The following is a 16,625-nucleotide window of genomic DNA, read 5'->3' on the forward strand; positions in this document are numbered from 1 at the left end:
TATGATATTTCACCTGATGATCGTGGATGACGAAACCACCATAAGAAAAGGACTTACCCAGGTGGTGAACTGGGAAGCCATTGACTGCATTATCCAGGACACCGCCAGTGACGGGCTGGAAGCCATTGAAAAACTGAAAGAGAATCCGGTAGATATTATTATAACGGATATCCGCATGCCGGAATCCGACGGCCTTGACCTGGCCAAATATGTGATGGAGCATTATCCGGAAATCAAGGTCATAATCCTGACCGGATATGCTGACTTCGAGTACGCCAAAACTGCCATCAAATACAACGTAAGCGATTTTCTGCTCAAGCCGATCTCCATAGAACAGGTCGTGGCCTCTGTACAGAGCGCGCAGAAGAAGATCATAGCCTCCAGGCAGAAAAACACGGCAAAGAAGTCTGATGTAGCCTTCATGATAGACCAGCTTCTCCAGGAGCTCACAGATGCCTCCTACTCCGACACACTGGCAGCCAGGCTGAAAGAATATAATATATCCCTGGAAAGCTATTATGTAGCTGCCTTTCAGTTTATACCTTATGCCGGAAATATATCCGCCCTGAAGGAGATCATAATCAAGCTTAAATCAAACAGTTACTGCTACCGATATAACAACCTGATCATTGCCATCTATTTTTACCCTGCCTGCACCGGCAGATGCCCTGCCGTTCCCCGGGAGCTGCTGCAGAACTGCCGTGACATCACAGCCATGGCGGATTCCTTCTATGAACAGAAACTGACCATCGGCATCAGCAGCCACCACACAAGCCCGGGGGAATATTCTGTGGCGGTCTTTGAATCCATCCGGGCGCTGACGCTGAACTTCTACTCCCAGGACAACATTGCCTTTTACCAGGAGCAGGGAACCGCTGAGGATTATACCCTCTCCGCCGGGGAGACACTGTCTGTCTATGAGCTGGAAAATGCCATCATCAGCCTGGATTTCGACGTGGCGGAACAGATTTTAAACAGTATTTTTATCAAACTGCAGAGTAATTTTGCCAAATCCAGTGATGTGAAGAACCTCTGTATCCACATTTATTACACCGGCACCCACATTCTGCTGGAAAAGGGCCTGGAAATGCCGGATAACAACCTGCTGCATTCCATTGAGAATTCGTCCAATATTTTCGAGCTGGAAAGTATTGTGAAAAGCCTGCTCCAGATTCTGAGGGAAACACTCCTGGCCTCTGAAATAAGCTACAGCAAAACCGTAAAAGACTCCATTGCCTACATAACAGAAAATCTAAAGGAGCCTATCACCCTGGAGCAGCTTGCCGGACATGTGCATGTGAATCCCTCCTATCTGAGCCGGACTTTCAAGAAGGAGACCGGACATACCATAACGGATTTCATCAACCTGAAACGGATCGAGCGGGCAAAGGAACTTCTCTCGGACAGATCCATACTGACTTACGAGATTGCGGAACAGGTGGGATTCAATGATCCGGCTTACTTCTCCGCCATATTTAAAAAGTATGTGGGGATGACCCCTAAAGAATTCCGGGGATGAGGCTGGCCCCATCATACATAAAACCCCATCGGAAGGCTGTCGGTTACCGGCAGCTTTCCGATGGGGTTTTTCTCTCTAATAATAATCCTGGTGTCTCTTTGCACGCCTTTTCTTTCTCAGCGCGTCCCTCTTCATCCTTACTTCCTCAGCTTCTTCCTCACTGATCTGCTTCACTGTCTTGACCACATAATACTTTCCCTCATCTGTCCTTTTCAGTCTTGCCTTACCCCGGAAATATCCATGTTCCGGACAGTAGGCCAGGCACATGTGGGTCTTTGGATTAAGAGAAAACCAGCGTATTTTCTTTTTCGCGGTCTTTCCGCAGAAGAAGCAGCGGGTACTGACCACCTCCCGGTCCTTCATGGCATCCTCTTTTGTGGGAAATTCCCTGGAAATGTATTTGGAATAATCATCAAATACCGTATGGATCTCCTCACTCTTTGACTTGGGGTTCTGATAGCAGTCAATGGAGAAAAACTTTCTCACTGTGTCCATAGGCAGACGGGCGAAGATTTCAGCGGTGTAGACAGCGTCATTGAGCGCCCGGTGAAAATTTTCCCCTTTATCCAGTTTCATGTGATCAATGGCATATTCCAGGGAGCGGCTGGTCTTATCACCCTCACAGGAGATTCCGAACAGCTTCTGCACATCGTAGTAGCGGAGCGGGCCTTCCAGCAGATAGGTCAGCCTGTAGTATTTCATATTGCGCTGCAGCTCCACCAGATCGGAGGGGCCCCAGGTGCAGAACATCACATCTTCCCCGCACCATTTCAGGAATCTGCGGATCGCCTTGGAGAACGGAACACCGTTTTCCAGTGTCTGCTTATCAATATGCAATATTTCTTTTGTGCGGTAGTGCAGCCTGTGGTACACAGAAGGCTTGACGATCTCATGGAACTGGTCTGTCATTTTCCTGTTCTCATCCAGCTTCACGGCTCCTATTTCAATAATCTCAAAGGGCAGCCTTTTATTCTCCCTGTCCTTACCATAGGGGCACTGATTCCATTCCAAATCAAATACAATATAGTTCATAATTAAGTCCTGCAGCTCTCTTTATATTCGTTCCCGGCAGCCCGTGGTTTTTCATCTTTTTTGATTTTACCATTATTCTCTGTAAGGTGCAACATGGCATTCTCATTCATGTTATACAAAAAATTTTAGATTATCTAAAAATTTTTGTAATTTTCATTGACTATATCCTGCTGATTTGCTAATATTATAGTAATCTAACATACCGTGTTTCATAAAATGTTTCCGGGGACAGCAGTTTGACCATGGGGCCAAGATGTTTCGGAAAATCAAATGGGGGTAATTACATAATGAAAGGAATGGAAATCGGTAAAGGAAGTATCTTTGAACTGGAAGGCATTCCCGCGTTTCGTCAGGTACTGCCGCTGGCGCTGCAGCATGTGGTCGCCATGATCGTCGGCTGTGTCACACCAGCCATCATTGTTTCAGGAGCCGTCAGCGGCGGAGGCATGTCTCAGGGAGACAAGGTGATCCTCATCCAGGCTGCTCTTTTTGTGTCCGCAATCTCCACCCTGCTCCAGCTTTTCCCGCTGGGCAGCAAGAGCGGATTCCACATCGGCTCCTCCCTGCCGGTCATCATGGGCGTCAGCTTTGCCTATGTACCCAGTATGCAGGCCATTGCAGAGGGCTACGGCGTCGCCACCATACTGGGATCCCAGATCGTGGGCGGCTGTGTGGCCATCATAGTCGGACTGCTTGTAAGGAAGATCAGGGTGTTTTTCCCGCCTCTGATCACCGGGACCGTTGTGTTCACCATCGGCCTCTCCCTGTACCCTACAGCCATCAACTATATGGCGGGGGGCACCAGCAGCGAGACTTATGGTTCCTGGCAGAACTGGGCTGTGGCGATCTTTACGCTCGTCATTGTAACTGTACTGAACCATTTTGGTAAAGGGATCGTAAAACTGGCTTCCATCCTGATCGGAATGGTTGCGGGATACGTGGTCTCAGCCTTTTTCGGCATGGTAAGCTTCAGCAGCGTGGCCTCTGCCAGCGTATTCCAGCTTCCGCAGGTTATGCATTTCGGAATCAATTTCGAGGTATCTTCCTGTGTGGCGATCGGCCTTCTTTTTGCCATCAACTCCGTTCAGGCGATCGGTGACTTCACGGCAACCACAGTGGGCGGTCTCGGAAGAGAACCCAGTGACAAGGAGCTGCAGGGCGGTATTGTGGGCTATGGTGTCATGAATATCATCGGTGCCGTATTCGGCGGCCTTCCCACAGCTACTTACAGCCAGAACGTAGGTATCGTGGCAACCACAAAGGTTGTAAACCGGTGCGTACTGGGACTGGCAGCCATTATCCTGGGCGTAGCCGGACTGATACCCAAATTCTCCGCGCTGCTCACCACGATTCCCCAGTGCGTCCTCGGCGGCGCTACGGTATCTGTCTTCGCGTCCATTGCAATGACAGGTATGAAGCTGATCACCTCTGAGGATATGAACTACAGAAACACCTCCATCGTCGGCCTGGCGGCTGCCCTTGGAATGGGAATCTCACAGGCATCCGCAGCACTGGCTACGTTTCCGAGCTGGGTGACTATGATCTTCGGCAAAAGCCCGGTGGTACTGGCAACGCTGATCGCTATACTGCTGAATATCATACTGCCGAAAGAAGAATAAACGTAACTGCCCTTATGCACGGTCAGCGCAGTAAATGCGCAGACCTGGCCCAACAGTTACGAATCGACAATAAAAACCGGCCCTTGCCGTTATATCCACGGAAGCAGATATGCTGCTCCGGGTATAAACGGCGAAGGCCGGTTTCCTGCGTTTAGAATTTTTCTCTGACAAACTTTTCTATACAGTCAATCAGTTCCTCTGCAGTAAGAATCTGCTCTTCCGCTTCTTCTCTTGTTGCAATATAAAAATCGTCATAATCACTGGCGTGACGTATTTCTTCAGCTTCTGCTATTTTTCTGCCCAGGGTCTTTGGAAAAACTTCTGTTTTAATATAATTTTTGTTAAAATTTGCAAGCGCATCTTTATGCCTCTTGTAAACATTTCCATCTAGAGCATGAATAGCTGAGATCCCATGATAGATTCCATAATACGCTCTATTATTAGCGCCTCGAAATTCGCCCGCTTCAAGCAGAATCTTCGCAGAATTGATATCACTTTTTGCAGTTTCAATGCGATACAAGACCAAATCTTCTCTGGTCCCATTTCCGTTATGCTGCATCAAACAGCTTCACTCCTTCTCTTTCCACATTGGCATAAAAAGGATACACATTTAACCACTTTTTAAAATGATCCTCGTTCTTTGCCATAGGTTTAATATCCAAATCATAATCCATATTAAAGTCATACGTCATATCGGATAAATCATGTCTATAACTTTTAATCTCCATATCTGTCAAATCCAGCAGAATCATGATATCAATATCTGAATCCTCCGTATAATCTCCTCTCGCATAAGATCCATATAGAATAACAGACTTCAGGTGCTTGCCATATATCTTTGCAATCTCTTCTGTATATTGCTTCAGCCGTCTTTCCATTGCATCTAACATTTTACACCTCCTTGACAAAACATCTATTCCGCTGTTTCTATTGCCTGCGGTTCCTGATTCTCCTGAATCTGAGGCAGCGGGGTACTTAAGATTTTCATGAACTCTTCCCCTGTTATAGTCTCATTTTCAAAGAGGTATTTTGCCAGCTCATGGAGCTTGCCGATATTGTCTTTCAGGATCTTATATGCCTTTTCATGCTGTGTTCTGACCAGCTCTACCACCTTTTTATCAATCATGGTCTGGGTCTCGAAGGAGCAGGACAGGGAGGAATCACCGCCCAGGTACTGATTCGTCACATTTTCCATGGCAACCATATCGAACTCATCGCTCATACCGAACCTGGTGATCATGCCACGGGCCAGCTTTGTTGCCTGTTCTATATCATTGGATGCGCCGGTTGTGACAGAGTGGAAAATCAGTTCCTCTGCCGCGCGTCCTCCTGTGAAGGTAGCAATTTTATTCTCCAGTTCTTCCTTGGACATAAGGAAATGTTCCCCATCCTCCACCTGCATGGTGTAGCCCAGTGCGCCGGATGTCCTCGGTATAATGGTGATCTTATGGACAGGTGCGGAATCCGTCTGCATGGCTGCAACCAGCGCATGTCCGATCTCGTGGTAGGATACAATAAGTTTCTCTTTCTCGGAGAGCACACGGTTCTTCTTCTGGTAACCAGCAATGACTACCTCAATGCTCTCCTCCATATCTGCCTGCGTGGCAAATTTTCTTCTGTCGCGGACAGCCCGCAGTGCCGCTTCATTCACAATGTTCGCCAGCTCGGCTCCGGATGCCCCGGATGCAGCCTTGGCGATCTCGCGAAAATCCACATTGTCGGATATCTTGATCTTCTTTGCGTGTACTTTCAGTATCTCCTCACGTCCCTGTAAGTCAGGAAGTTCTACCGGAATACGCCTGTCAAAACGTCCCGGACGAAGCAGCGCCGGGTCCAGGGAATCCGGACGGTTGGTTGCCGCCAGGATCACAACACCCTTTGATCCGTCGAAACCGTCCATCTCCGTCAGAAGCTGGTTCAGAGTCTGTTCCCGCTCGTCATTGCCGCTGATGTTTCCGTCACGCTTCTTACCAATAGTATCAATCTCATCAATAAATACGATACACGGTGCTTTTTCATTTGCCTGCTTAAACAAGTCACGTACTTTCGCCGCGCCCATACCGACGAACATCTCCACGAACTCTGAACCGGAAATGGAGAAAAACGGTACGTTGGCCTCGCCGGCCACAGCCTTTGCCAGAAGTGTCTTACCGGTTCCCGGAGGGCCTACCAAAAGGGCTCCCTTTGGCATGGATGCACCGATTTCCCGGTACTGGTCGGGATTGTGCAGATAATCCACAATCTCTGTAAGCAGATCCTTTGCCTCATCCTCACCTGCCACATCGGTAAACCGGATGCCTGTGGAAGATTTCACATAGATCTTGGCATTACTCTTGCCAAAGCTCATGGCTCCGGCTCCGCCGCCCATACCACTCATCATTTTCTTGCTCAGCCAGTTGCCGATGAATAAGAAAATGGCGATCGGGATGATCCAGGAGAGAAGGAATGTCAGGATGGGAGATTGTTTTTTAGGAATCTCTTTGCCGAACTTCACTTTCGCATTGTCCAGACGCTCCACTTCCTGCTGGTCATTAATCCTTCCGGTCTTGTAAACCTGGGTTTTCTCACCGTTCTTTATCGTATAATAAATCGTATCATCATCAAGGCTTACCTCATCTATCCTGCTGCCTTTTAAGTCGCTCAGGAACTGGTCATACCTGACTTCCTTAATGCTTCTCTCCGCAATAGAAGGAACCAGCAGCGTGTTCAGAAGAATCAGAACAACTATGACAATAGCATAGTAAAACATGATTGGTTTTTTTGGTTTTTTGTCTTTTACTTCCATATATTTTTCCTCCGTGACTCCCTGCTCTTGTCAGGAAATCTCTGTTTTAAGTATGCCACTTTTCAGACAATTATTCAATGAAGAAGGTCTGTTTATTCTATTAAAAATATATGAATTGCCAAACCCGCTCCATATATCAGAAGTAAAACTCCGTCCATTTTCCTCTGTAGCTTCTGCAGGGCAGACTGGGATGGTCTTTTCCCTCCAAAGTTCCTTTTCTCAGTTCCATGGCATCTTCCAGACAGTAAGAGATATATTCCCGGGAAACAGGGCAGCCGTGATGGGATGGAAGGATCACTTCCGCCCAGTCTGCATACCCCAGTAGTTTTTTAAGGCTTTCTATATACAGATCCAGGTTTCTGTTTTCACCAAACATGAAAATAGGACCTGATTTCTGAACTGTATCACCGGGAAGGAGAAGCCTTTTGTCCCGGTCCAGCAAAGCGATACTTCCGTAAGTGTGTCCCGGTATGTGAATGATCTCAAAATCATAATTGCCGGCAATGATATGCTCACCTTCCTGCAGTTCATGAACAGATATATTCTGTGGAATCATATGCGCATCCCCGGCATGTACCCAGCATTCATGAAAATCTGACAGGCCTCCGGCGTGGTCCATATCTCCGTGGGTGAGAACTGCTTTCAGCGGCAGGTTTGTCAGCTTTGCCGCTTCTTCCGCGGTCCGGGAGTCAGCAAAGCCCGTATCTATGAGCAGGGCTTCCTCCTCACCTGTAATTAGGAATTCCCGCACTCTGCCGTCATCCAGAATGTAAAAACCTTCTTCATACTTTGTGATATCCATATGGGCACCTCCGTGCTATTTATCCTCACCGGTCAGGCGCAGTACGGCCTGGATTTCCTCCACGTCCATGTCCAGGAACGCGGCCAGTTCGTCTACACTGTATTTGACATCATCGTCCTCCAGAAGCTCTTTTATTTTTGTCTCCAGGTCACGGACCTTTTCCACGAGAATGTCATCCCTCTGCTTCTGGTCTGTCTGCTCTTCCACCATAAGAAGCATTGCATTTCTGATCTCGCCGCACATAAAGGTGTGATAATCTCCTGCTTCATGCAGCATTTCAATAGCTGTCAGAAGACCGATGTTCCCTTCGGCAATCATATCTCCAATGAAAATCTCCTCTTGCTTCAGCTCTCTGGCTGTTTTCACCACTTCTGTCATGTATAATTCGGCCAGGCGCTTTTTTGCTGACTCTTCCTGTTTCAGAGCCTTTTCAAAAAGGATTTCCCTTTCTCCCGGCTTTTCGGGAGGAATATCCTTCAGCGTGTTCTCGTATTCTTCCAGATACTCTGTTTCCTCCTGGGTGAGAGGTACTGCTTCGCTGTCTGCCGGGATACCGGCGGCTGTTGTGACGGGTGCTTCGCTGCCGGTTTGGCCGTCTGCCGCTGCGCTTCCCGGTCCTCTTCCGTCTACCTGGATTCCCTGTATAGCCAGATATTCATACACTTTCTGCATCTGGCCCTCTGTCAGGCCGTTGCCTGCGAAAATCCCTTCCACTGTATCTGCATGTATTTTCTTTCCATTTTCCACTGCCAATCCCAGTGCTTCACTGAGCTTCGCCTGAAATTCCTTAATCTCCATATCTGCCTCCTTATTTTATCACCATCCAAAGACTCGAATCATTCTCTGAATAGATGCATCAACCAAACTGTTCCATTACAAATCCCCGGCAGACGAGCTCACTGCCGGGGATTGTCTTAAAAACAGTATAATTGATTAGAAAAAACTTGTAAAGTCTTATAGCGAAGGGCCGCGCTGCAGTTTTTCCATCAGCAGCCGGTTCACCGTCTGCGGTTCTGCTTTTCCTTTCATCTCCTTCATAACCTGGCCCACCAGAAAGCCGAGAACTTTTGTTTTTCCACTTTGGTACTCCTCCACGGTTTTCGGGTTTGACGCAAGGATCTTTTCCACGATACTCTCCAGTACTCCTGTATCCACAACGGTTTTCAGCCCATTTTCCTCAATATAAGAAACAGGCTCCACATCCTCATCAAAAATCCGCCCAAACACCTTTTTTGCGGTCTGATTATTCACTTCCCCTCTCTCGCAGACCACGATCAAATCTGCCAGATGTCCGGGTGTAAAATGCAGGTCTTCCGTCTCCATTCCCCTGTCTTTTAACAGTCTCAGAGTTTCACCGATAAACCAGTTGGCTGCCTTTTTCGGAGCACCGGCAACCTCCTTCTGCTGAAGCAGGCTGACTGTCTGTTCATACAAATCTGCCAAATGCCTTGACTGTGTCAAAAGAGAGGCGTCATAGGCTGAGAGGCCAAACTCTTTCTCATAGCGTTCTGCCTTTTCTTCCTGAAGCTCCGGCTGACGCTCTTTTATCCGTGCCAGCCACTCCCCGCTGATCACTACCGGGGGCAGGTCAGGGTCCGGAAAATATCTGTAATCCTTTGCATCCTCTTTGGAACGCATGGCATAGGAAATTTCTTTATTGTCATCCCACCGCCTTGTCTCCTGCTGCACACATTTTCCCTCTTCCAAAAGTTCAATCTGCCGTTCCCGTTCCCCTTCAATCGCCCTGGCGATAGCTTTGAAGGAATTTAAATTCTTCATCTCCGTCCTGGTTCCCAGTTTTCCGCTTCCTGCCTCCATGACAGACAGATTCACATCCGCACGCATGGAGCCTTCCTGCAGCTTGCAGTCTGAAACGCCCAGGTACTGACAGATCAAACGCAGCTTTTCCAGATAGGCAATAACCTCCTCCGCATTTCTCATGTCCGGTTCGGATACGATCTCAACCAGAGGAACACCGCTTCTGTTGTAGTCCACAAGGGAACAGTCTTCCCACTCATCATGAATCAGCTTACCGGCATCTTCCTCCATATGCATCTCATGAATCCTGATTTTCTTTTTCCCTGATGCAGTCCTGATTTCCAGAAATCCGTCATGGCAGATGGGAAGATAGAGCTGGGAAATCTGGTAGTTCTGGGGATTGTCAGGATAGAAATAATTCTTTCTGTCAAATTTACAGGTTTGGTTTATCCGGCAGTTGGCAGCCATTCCAAGGGCCAGTGCATAATCAACCACCTGTCTGTTCAGAACCGGGAGAGAGCCGGGCATTCCAGTACATACGGGGCAGGTATGGGTGTTGGGTGCTCCTCCGAATTTTGCGGAACAGCCGCAGAATATTTTTGTGGCTGTGGCAAGCTCCACGTGAACCTCCAGGCCAATGACTGTTTCATATCGCTTAGCCATTATTTTACCCCCTTTCCGTATGCTTTGGGGAACTCTCCCCTGATTTTCTCATAAGCATATGCTGCCTGTATGATCTTCTTTTCCTGAAAACAATCCCCGATAAACTGCAGTCCCACAGGCATACCGCTGCTGTCCAGGCCGCAGGGAACACTTATGGCAGGGAGGCCTGCAAGATTGACACCTGCAGTATAGACATCACTCAGGTACATTTTCAGCGGATCAGCAAGGCTGCTTCCCACAGCGGGTGCCGTGGATGGAGCTGCGGGAGCGATCAGCATATCGTATTTTAAAAATGCATCGTCAAATGCTTTCTTTATCATGGCTTTTACCTTCAGCGCCTTCAGATAATACGCATCGTAATATCCTGAGCTCAGTACAAAAGAGCCAAGCAGTATCCGGCGCCTGACTTCCTCCCCGAATCCTTCCGCCCTTGTTTTTTTGTACATATCGTGAAGCCCTTCAAACTCCTCTGCCCTGTAACCGTATTTCACGCCGTCAAAACGGGCCAGGTTAGAACTGGCCTCCGCAGAGGCAATAATATAATAGGCCGGAATCACATAATCTACCAGTCCCAGGGTGAAGAATTCCACTACAGCGCCATTTTTTGTCATTAACTGCACTGCGTCCGCCAGTGATCTTTTCACGTCCTCGTCAAGTCCCTCTGACAGATACTCTTTGGGGATACCGATTTTCACACCATGCAGGTCCTGCCTCAAATACCGGGTAAACTGCAGGTCCTTGCGCAGCACAGACGTGCTGTCCTTAGCGTCATATCCCGCAGACGCTTCCAGCAGTGCCGCGCAGTCAGAGACATCTTTTCCCACAGGACCTATCTGGTCCAGGGACGAGGCATAAGCTATAAGTCCGTATCTGGATACGGTACCGTATGTGGGCTTCATGCCGACCACACCGCAGTAGGAGGCAGGCTGCCGGATGGAGCCTCCCGTATCACTTCCCAATGCTGCAAACACTTCATCTGCCGCCACTGCCGCACAGGAACCTCCTGAGGAGCCCCCCGGTACTTTTTCGGTATCCCAGGGGTTTCTGGTAATACCGTATGCAGATGTCTCAGAGGTACTTCCCATGGCAAATTCGTCCATATTGGTTTTACCCATAACAATCATTCCTGCACTTTCTATTCTGCGGACAGCCTCCGCATCGTACGAAGGAATAAAATTTCCCAGAATTCTGGAAGCACAGGTAGTTTTTCTGTTTCTGGTGCAGATGTTATCTTTCACCGCAATGGGAACACCAGCCAGAGGGCCTGTGTATTTCCCTGCTTTTATGCCGTTTTCCACCTCTTTTACCCTGTCATATATTTTCTTCTCATCTGTCTCCAGAAAAGCGTGGAGCGTACTGTCCTTTTTTTCAATCTCATCCAGGCAGGCTTTTACCGCTTCCCGGACCCCTACCTGACGGCTTTTTATGGCACAGCCAAGGGTAAGAGCTGTCATTTCTCTGATTTCCATTTGTCTATCCTCCTTACTGCACAGTTTTGGGGACCTGATACTGGCCGTCTTTGCTCTTCGGCGCGTTGGCGAGCATAGCGTCCCGGCTGTTACCGTTTGTCACAACGTCTTCCCGGAACACATTTTCCACAGGAAACGTATGGGCAAGAGGTTCCGTTTCTTCCGTATTCAGCTCGTTTAATTTATCTATATAATCCAGCATTTCCTGCATTTTTTCTCTGGCCTTTTCCCGTTCTTCGCAGGTTAGGGCCAGCTTTGCCAGAATCTCTATATTTTCCATGACTGTGTCATCTATAATCTGTTTTGCCATAATCTTTTCTCCTTCTCTCTACGGTTCCAGGCGGTTCATATCTCTCGGAAACAGGCAGGCCTCTCTTACATTATCTTCGCTTAAAAGCTGCATAGTGAGCCTTTCCAGACCGATGCCCAGGCCTCCGTGGGGCGGCATGCCGTACTTGAATGTATCCAGATACTGCTCCATTCCCTCCCGGCTCATCCCCCTTTTCTCCATTTTTTCTGTGAGCATATGGAAATCATGAATCCTCTGTCCGCCTGTTGTCACTTCCAGTCCTCTGAACAGAAGGTCAAAGCTAAGGGTAAAACGTTCATCCTCCGGGTCATCCATGGCATAAAACGGTCTTTTTTTCGATGGGTAATGCGTAACAAATACAAAATCCGCACCGTATTCCTCCTGAAAATACTGTCCGATCAGCGCTTCCTCCTCTGGCTCCAGGTCAAAAGGATTCTTAATCTTCCTTCCGTATTTTTCTGCTGCCAGCTCCTTTGCCCGGGAAAAACGAACGAAAGGAATCTTCCTTGTCTCCGGCAGATTCACCCCCAGAATCTTCAATTCTTTCGCATACTCCCTTTTCAGCAATTCCATTGTGTACTGCAGAAATCCGGTCTCCATGGCACAGATATCCATAAAATCATCAATATACCCCATCTCAAAATCCAGGCTGGTATATTCGTTCAAATGCCGCCTTGTATTGTGTTTCTCCGCGCGGAACACCGGGCCGGTTTCAAATACCCGATCAAAAACCCCCACCATCATCTGTTTATAAAACTGCGGACTCTGTTCCAGAACTGCAGGTTTATGGAAATAACTGAGTTTAAACAGGTTGGAGCCGCCCTCTGCCCCCTTGGCTCCGATTTTCGGTGTGTGTACTTCTGTAAATCCCCGAGTATATAAAAATTCACGGAATCCCCTGCACACGCCCTCCTGGATTTTAAAACGGGCACGCTCTTTTATATTCCGCAGTGATATGGGACGCAGGTTCAGTTTTGTCTCCAGGGAGGTATTCAGCTTCCACTTATCTATGGCAAGGGGAAGGGGCGCTGCAGGTGATGAAAGTATTCGGACTGCACACAGGCGGAGTTCCTTCTGATGAGGCGCACGCGCTTCTCTGCGTATTGTGCCTGTGGCCCGGATACAGTCTCCTTCTTTTAAATCCGAAATTGATATATTTGTCTTTCCCTCCTCCCAGACGGTCTGCAGCAGGCCTTCTCTTTTTCTCAGTATTACAAACGCGATCTCACCCATTTTCCGAATGCTGTGCACGGTTCCCTCCACCAGGATTTCACCGTCTGTCTCCTGCTTTTTCAGCAGTTCCGTAAGCTCCAGGGTATCCTTTTCTCTGATGCCTTCCACAAATTCCATATCACATCTCTCCTTTTTCCAGAAATAAAAAAGTCCCGGGGATATCCAGAAAAATCCAGATACCTCGGGACAGGATATTCTTGATCACATCTTTGTGATCCGTTCAATCGCTTTCACTGTATTTTCATAGGTTCCGAAGGCTGATAATCTGAAGTAGCCTTCTCCATGTGCACCAAAACCACTGCCGGGTGTTCCAACCACGTTTGCTTTTCGGAGAAGTTCATCAAAGAACTCCCAGGAGCTTAACCTGCCCGGTGTCTTCAGCCACACATACGGGGCATTGATGCCGCCGGATACAGAGTATCCTGCATTTTTCAGGCCCTCGTAGATCACCTTCGCGTTTTTCATATAATAATCCACCTGGGACCTGAGCTGCTCTTTTCCCTCCGGTGAATAGACGGCCTCCCCTGCACGCTGCACAATATAGGGAGCGCCGTTATATTTTGTTCCGTGTCTTCTGGACCAGAGGTCATGCAGGGACACACTGCCGCATTTTAAGTCTTTGGGCACTACTGTGTATCCGAGACGGACACCGGTAAACCCGGCATTTTTTGAAAAACTGTGAAGTTCAATGGCACAATGCCTCGCACCTTTACATTCGTACACACTGTGCGGTACGTCTTGTTCTGTTATATATGCTTCATATGCCGCATCATAAATGATCACTGCGCCGACGCGGTTTGCATAATCTACCCATTCCTGAAGTTCCGCTCTTGTAATACCTGCGCCTGTGGGATTATTGGGAAAACACAGATAAATAATATCTGGTGTCTCTTTCGGAAGCTCCGGAACGAAGTTATTCTCTTCCACACAGGGCATATAAATCATGCCGTCATAATTCTGCGCGTTTGGATTATAATTTCCTGTTCTGCCTGCCATCACATTGGTGTCCACGTATACCGGATACACAGGGTCGCACACAGCAATCTTATTGTCCAGCCCGAAAATCTCCTGGATATTTCCGGAGTCACACTTTGCGCCGTCGGATACAAATATCTCATCCGCTTCGATATCGCAGCCCCGGTTTCGGTAGTCATTGTCAGCTATGGCATTTCTCAGGAAATCATATCCTTTGTCCGGCGCATAGCCATGGAAGGTCTCCGCATTTGCCATATCATCCACTGCGCTGTGAAGAGCCCGGATAATTGCCGGCGCCAGGGGCTGTGTCACATCACCGATTCCCAGTCGGATAATGTCCACATTTGGATTTTTCTGCTGATAGTCAGCTACCTTTTTCGCTATGTTGGAAAACAGATAGCTTCCCTGAAGCTTCAAATAATTATCATTGATCGTAAACATATCACATTTCTCCTTTATATTTAACTGCTCAGACTGCTGAACAGTTACTATACTTCGTCGTAGATAAGTGTCAGTATCATCTGTGCTGTCTCCACCATGCTGGTGGCGCTGTCCATGCTGCATTTCTGTATATAACGGTACGCTTCCTCCTCTGTGAGATGGTTTCTGTCCATCAGAAGGAGTTTTGCGTTGGTAATATAGTTCTGGTCCCGCTGGCTGCGGGCTTTGGGCTTCTTCTTTTCCCTTTTCAGCCTTCGCTCAAGCTGGTAAAGCAGCATTTCTACAGTATTTACCAGCTCGTAAATGCGAATCGGCATGGTGACTGCCATGATTCCTGACTCAGCGGAACTTACCACATTTGCAGAGCCTATGAGCAGCATTTCAAAAAATCTGGGCAGGGAGCCAGCCAGTTCCCGATAATACATATCCGGCAGTTTATAACCACTGATGACCAGCCCTGCCGGGTACTTATTGATTTCCATCAAAGCCTGAGCGGCAGTTGTACATGCTACGGTATTTTCAAATCCATGCTCCATGAGGATTTTCCGTATTTTCTTTGCATCTTCCGGTTTTGGCAAAACAATAATGATGATGCTCATGCACTGCCTCCTGTTCCTCTATACACGGTACAGATACTGTTCGATCTCCCATTCAGAAACCTGTTCCATGTAGCTCTTCCACTCCTTCTTCTTCGCCTTCACATAACACTTTGTAAAAGCCTCACCAAGTACGGCTCTCATGAGCGGGTCCTTGTTAAATTCCTCCAGCGCCTCACTCAGGTTTTCCGGCAGAGTATCAATGCCTGCGTTTTCCTTCTCCTCCCTGGAGAGTTTACGGATATTTTCTTTCAGTTCTTTTGGCGCCTGCAGATTCTTTTCCATTCCCTCCAGCCCCGCTGCCAGACACAGCGCGAATACCAGGTAAGGGTTGGAGGCAGAATCGGGGCTTCTCAATTCCAGCCTTGCCCCCTCTTCCCGCTGGGTCTGAACCCTCACCAGCGCAGTACGCTGCCTGGACGACCAGGTAATGTCTGAAGGCGCCTCAAATCCCGGTGCCAGTCTTTTATAGGAATTCACAAGAGGGTTGCAGAGGGCTGTCATACCTTTGATATGTGCAAAGATTCCTGCCAGGAAAGAATACCCCTCCCTGCTCAGTCCAAGCTCATCTTCCGGGTCTGAGAAAATATTTCTTCCGTCTTTCATAAGATACATGTTTACATGCATGCCGGAGCCATTGGCGCCTGCTTTCGGTTTCGGCATGAAAGTGGCATGGAGGCCGTGGCGTTTGGCTATGGTTCTCACAGCCACCTTAAAGGTCATTACTTTATCAGCTGTCTCCGATGCGTCGGAGAACTGGAAGTCAATCTCATGCTGTCCGGGGGATATTTCGTGATGGGAGGATTCGATTTCATATCCCATCTCCTCAAGGGTCAGCACCATATCACGTCTGGCATTCTCACCCAGATCCACGGGACTTAAATCCATGTATCCGGCCTTTTCATGTGTTGTGGTTGTGGGCATGCCGTTGTCATCTGTGTGAAAAAGGAAAAACTCACATTCCGGGTTTACCATCAGAGAATAGCCCATATCTGCAGCTTTGGCCGCAACGCGGCTGAGAATGAAACGCGGGCTTTCTTTATAGGGTGTACCGTCTTCCTGATAAATATCACATATGAAACGGGCAACTTTTCCCTGCTGCGGCCGCCACGGCAGGATTGTAAACGTGGATAGATCGGGATGCAGATACATGTCTGCCTCCTCATTCCGGATAAAGCCGCCGATGGAAGACGCGTCAATGACGCAGCGGTTATCCATGGCCTTTTCCAGCTTGCTGGATGGGATTGCAATGTTTTTCAATGTTCCGAACATGTCGGTGAACTGCAGGCGAATGAACTCCACGTCCTCTTCCTCCGCCATGCGCAGGATTGCTTCCCTGGTGTAATTTTGCATTGTGGTATCTCCTCTCTTGATAGGATGATAAGGTGAAACCCGGGGGCCGGCGCCTGGTAGAAGGCGGGGG

15 protein-coding genes are annotated in these 16,625 nt (G+C 48.3%); 2 read left to right on the forward strand and 13 right to left on the reverse strand.

Annotation, left to right across the window (positions count from 1 at the left end; genetic code table 11):
* Position 1: 1 nt before the first annotated feature.
* The gene (locus MUB35_RS04725; protein WP_186971030.1) at positions 2-1,519 is read left to right on the forward strand and encodes a response regulator; all 1,518 of its coding nucleotides are present in this window, start codon (positions 2-4) and stop codon (positions 1,517-1,519) included.
* Positions 1,520-1,594: 75 nt separating this feature from the next.
* On the opposite strand, the gene MUB35_RS04730 is transcribed toward MUB35_RS04725, so the two are convergent.
* Positions 1,595-2,551: a 3'-5' exonuclease gene (locus MUB35_RS04730; RefSeq protein WP_033140667.1), complete on the reverse strand. Its 957-nt coding sequence runs from the start codon at positions 2,549-2,551 to the stop codon at positions 1,595-1,597.
* 287 nt (positions 2,552-2,838) lie between these two features.
* Between MUB35_RS04730 and MUB35_RS04735 the strand changes: the two genes are divergently transcribed.
* The gene (locus MUB35_RS04735) at positions 2,839-4,170 is read left to right on the forward strand and encodes a uracil-xanthine permease family protein (protein ID WP_103732288.1); all 1,332 of its coding nucleotides are present in this window, start codon (positions 2,839-2,841) and stop codon (positions 4,168-4,170) included.
* Between the two features lie 151 nt (positions 4,171-4,321).
* On the opposite strand, the gene MUB35_RS04740 is transcribed toward MUB35_RS04735, so the two are convergent.
* From MUB35_RS04740 to glnA, 12 genes are all read right to left on the reverse strand, one after another.
* Positions 4,322-4,732: a HEPN domain-containing protein gene (locus MUB35_RS04740; protein ID WP_033140669.1), complete on the reverse strand. Its 411-nt coding sequence runs from the start codon at positions 4,730-4,732 to the stop codon at positions 4,322-4,324.
* Positions 4,719-5,060: a nucleotidyltransferase domain-containing protein gene (locus MUB35_RS04745; protein ID WP_103732289.1), complete on the reverse strand. Its 342-nt coding sequence runs from the start codon at positions 5,058-5,060 to the stop codon at positions 4,719-4,721. The genes MUB35_RS04740 and MUB35_RS04745 overlap by 14 nt, the downstream gene beginning before the upstream one ends.
* Positions 5,061-5,083: 23 nt before the next feature.
* Positions 5,084-6,955 (reverse strand): ATP-dependent zinc metalloprotease FtsH, encoded by a 1,872-nt coding sequence (gene ftsH / locus MUB35_RS04750; RefSeq protein ID WP_033140670.1) that lies wholly within the window; start codon positions 6,953-6,955, stop codon positions 5,084-5,086.
* A 136-nt stretch (positions 6,956-7,091) separates the two neighbouring features.
* Positions 7,092-7,757 carry an MBL fold metallo-hydrolase gene (locus tag MUB35_RS04755; RefSeq protein WP_033140671.1) on the reverse strand — a complete coding sequence of 222 codons (666 nt, stop codon included), beginning with the start codon at positions 7,755-7,757 and terminating at the stop codon, positions 7,092-7,094.
* Between the two features lie 15 nt (positions 7,758-7,772).
* Positions 7,773-8,555 (reverse strand): hypothetical protein, encoded by a 783-nt coding sequence (locus MUB35_RS04760; protein WP_033140672.1) that lies wholly within the window; start codon positions 8,553-8,555, stop codon positions 7,773-7,775.
* A 156-nt stretch (positions 8,556-8,711) separates the two neighbouring features.
* Positions 8,712-10,178, reverse strand: coding sequence for an Asp-tRNA(Asn)/Glu-tRNA(Gln) amidotransferase subunit GatB (gene gatB / locus MUB35_RS04765; RefSeq protein WP_033140673.1), 1,467 nt, complete (start codon positions 10,176-10,178; stop codon positions 8,712-8,714).
* Positions 10,178-11,647, reverse strand: a complete 1,470-nt coding sequence (gene gatA, locus MUB35_RS04770; RefSeq protein ID WP_033140674.1) for an Asp-tRNA(Asn)/Glu-tRNA(Gln) amidotransferase subunit GatA — start codon at positions 11,645-11,647, stop codon at positions 10,178-10,180. The genes gatB and gatA overlap by 1 nt, the downstream gene beginning before the upstream one ends.
* A 13-nt stretch (positions 11,648-11,660) precedes the next feature.
* Complete coding sequence (gatC, locus tag MUB35_RS04775) at positions 11,661-11,957, reverse strand: Asp-tRNA(Asn)/Glu-tRNA(Gln) amidotransferase subunit GatC (protein ID WP_033140675.1); 297 nt, start codon at positions 11,955-11,957, stop codon at positions 11,661-11,663.
* Positions 11,958-11,975: 18 nt separating this feature from the next.
* Positions 11,976-13,307, reverse strand: coding sequence for an aspartate--tRNA(Asn) ligase (gene aspS, locus MUB35_RS04780; protein ID WP_033140676.1), 1,332 nt, complete (start codon positions 13,305-13,307; stop codon positions 11,976-11,978).
* Positions 13,308-13,391: 84 nt separating this feature from the next.
* Complete coding sequence (locus MUB35_RS04785) at positions 13,392-14,606, reverse strand: LL-diaminopimelate aminotransferase (RefSeq protein WP_033140677.1); 1,215 nt, start codon at positions 14,604-14,606, stop codon at positions 13,392-13,394.
* 47 nt (positions 14,607-14,653) lie between these two features.
* Complete coding sequence (locus MUB35_RS04790; RefSeq protein ID WP_033140678.1) at positions 14,654-15,205, reverse strand: ANTAR domain-containing response regulator; 552 nt, start codon at positions 15,203-15,205, stop codon at positions 14,654-14,656.
* 18 nt (positions 15,206-15,223) lie between these two features.
* Positions 15,224-16,555, reverse strand: coding sequence for a type I glutamate--ammonia ligase (gene glnA, locus MUB35_RS04795; RefSeq protein ID WP_033140679.1), 1,332 nt, complete (start codon positions 16,553-16,555; stop codon positions 15,224-15,226).
* Positions 16,556-16,625 lie beyond the last annotated feature (70 nt).

The organism is Blautia sp. NSJ-175 (genome assembly GCF_022867815.1).
Classification (GTDB): Bacteria; Bacillota; Clostridia; order Lachnospirales; family Lachnospiraceae; genus Blautia; species Blautia celeris.